This is a genomic window from Psychrobacter celer, from assembly GCF_016107555.1.
GTDB lineage: Bacteria > Pseudomonadota > Gammaproteobacteria > Pseudomonadales > Moraxellaceae > Psychrobacter > Psychrobacter celer.
Window position 1 is genome coordinate 1 of the sequence record NZ_JABASU010000050.1, and the last position, 1,966, is coordinate 1,966.

The following is a 1,966-nucleotide window of genomic DNA, read 5'->3' on the forward strand; positions in this document are numbered from 1 at the left end:
ATAGATAGATTATATCTATAATATAGAGAGCAAGTTATGGGGAAACTGGTTAGTATTGGGGAGGCTGCCAAACATTTCGGCGTTGCTCAATCCACATTAAGACGTTGGGATGAGGATGGTACGTTAGTCGCCAAGCGAACCGAAAACGGGCATAGACGATATGATTTAAGTGAAATCAGACCGCATTCCTTGAATACACCACCTAAATTAGACCGAAAAACCATTGCTTATGCTCGTGTGTCGAGTCGTGATCAAAAAGACGACTTACTTCGCCAGTCTCAAGTTTTGGAACTTTATTGTGCCAGGCAAGGCTGGACTTTTGAGACGATTACCGATCTTGGTAGTGGAATGAATTATAAAAAGAAAGGCTTAAAAAACCTGCTTGATGACATACTGAGCAATAAAGTTGAACGGCTGGTAATTACCCATAAAGACAGGCTTTTACGATTTGGTGCAGAACTGGTTTTCATGTTGTGTGAGGCTCGTGACGTTGAAGTGGTAATAATCAATCAAGGTGAAGAGTTGAGTTTTGAGCAAGAATTAGCCCAAGATGTATTGGAGATTATCACCGTATTTTCAGCGAGGCTATACGGCTCTTGCAGCAAGAAAAACCAACAATTAATAGAGGCGGTTAAAAAAGCATTATGATCCGTGGACACATTATCGAACTCAAGCCAAACAACGTACAGGCAAATCACCTTGCTCGTGCTTGTGGCGTGGCGAGAAAAGCCTACAACTGGGCTTTGCATGAGTGGCAGCGGCAGTATGCGCTTGACAAAGCGTACCGTGATGCGTGTTTGGCCGCAGGCGTTGAGGTTGATACTAAAAATCTAAACAAGCCCTCACAGGCGAAGCTCAGACGCGAATTGAACGCCATTAAGCGTGAATTATTCCCCTATATGCTGGAAGTGACCAAATGCGCTCCGCAGGCGGCAATCATGCAGTTGGGTGATGCTTATAACAACTTCTTTAAAGGCTTAGCGAAATACCCAACCGCTCGTAAAAAAGGCCGTGACGATAGATTCAGTTTATCCAACGACCAATTTGCCATTAAAGGTAAATCCATTCGTATCCCAAACTTGGGCTGGGTTCGCTTAAAAGAAGCTTTACGTTTTGACGGCAAGATCATGTCAGCCACCATCTCTAAACGTGGCGGTAAGTGGTTTGTTAGTGTGGCTGTTGAAATACAAAAAGCTGTAATTCCTACTAAAAAGACAGGTAAAAGCGTTGGTGTTGATCTTGGTATTACCGACTTACTGGTTTTATCAGACGGCACTAAAATTAAAGCGCCAAAACCACTTCAAGCAAACCTTAAAAAACTAAGAACGCTAAACAAAGCGCTCAGTCGCACTAAAAAAGGCAGTAAAAACAGAGAAAAAGCGAAAACCAAGCTCTCTCGTTTGCACTATAAGATCAGGTGTATTAGGCAAGATTCTCTCCATCAAATCACAACAAGTCTGGTTAATGAGTTCGATGTGATTGCGATTGAGGATTTGAATGTCAAAGGTATGGTTAAGAACAGGCGGCTATCAAGAGCTATCAGTGACTTGGGTTTCTTTGAGTTTAAGCGACAGCTTATCTACAAAGCCACTGAGCAAGGCAAGGTTGTGAAATCAGTCGGACCCTTCTACCCAAGCTCAAAAACCTGTTCAAACTGCAATCATATCCTTGGTAAAGATGAGCTAACATTGAAAATGCGTGAGTGGTTGTGCCCTAACTGTCAGGTTTCTCATGACCGTGACCTCAACGCCAGCATCAATATTTTAAATAACGCGACTGTTATTTTAACAGCTGCATAATCCTGTTTATTGGACGGTGAGTTCCATCGCCAATTAAAAAAGTCTGTGGAGTCGTGGTCAGTCTAAATCTCAAATGAGAAATAGCGCGTGACAATGAAGCAGAAAGAAAACGTCAAACCTATCTAATAGTCAATATTGGCTAGGTTTGAGTAAGATTTTTGGAACGG

2 protein-coding genes are annotated in these 1,966 nt (G+C 42.4%); both read left to right on the top strand.

The genetic code is table 11. The features are described from left to right. Positions 1-36 precede the first annotated feature (36 nt). Positions 37-648 (top strand): IS607 family transposase, encoded by a 612-nt coding sequence (locus JFC05_RS12595; protein WP_105243824.1) that lies wholly within the window; start codon positions 37-39, stop codon positions 646-648. Then, positions 645-1,799 (top strand): RNA-guided endonuclease InsQ/TnpB family protein, encoded by a 1,155-nt coding sequence (locus JFC05_RS12600; protein ID WP_093071385.1) that lies wholly within the window; start codon positions 645-647, stop codon positions 1,797-1,799. The genes JFC05_RS12595 and JFC05_RS12600 overlap by 4 nt, the downstream gene beginning before the upstream one ends. Positions 1,800-1,966 lie beyond the last annotated feature (167 nt).

Coding starts and splice junctions, on each gene's coding strand:
- JFC05_RS12595 (WP_105243824.1), top strand. CDS start 37: ATGGGGAAACTGGTTAGTATTGGGGAGGCTGCCAAACATTTCGGCGTT.
- JFC05_RS12600 (WP_093071385.1), top strand. CDS start 645: ATGATCCGTGGACACATTATCGAACTCAAGCCAAACAACGTACAGGCA.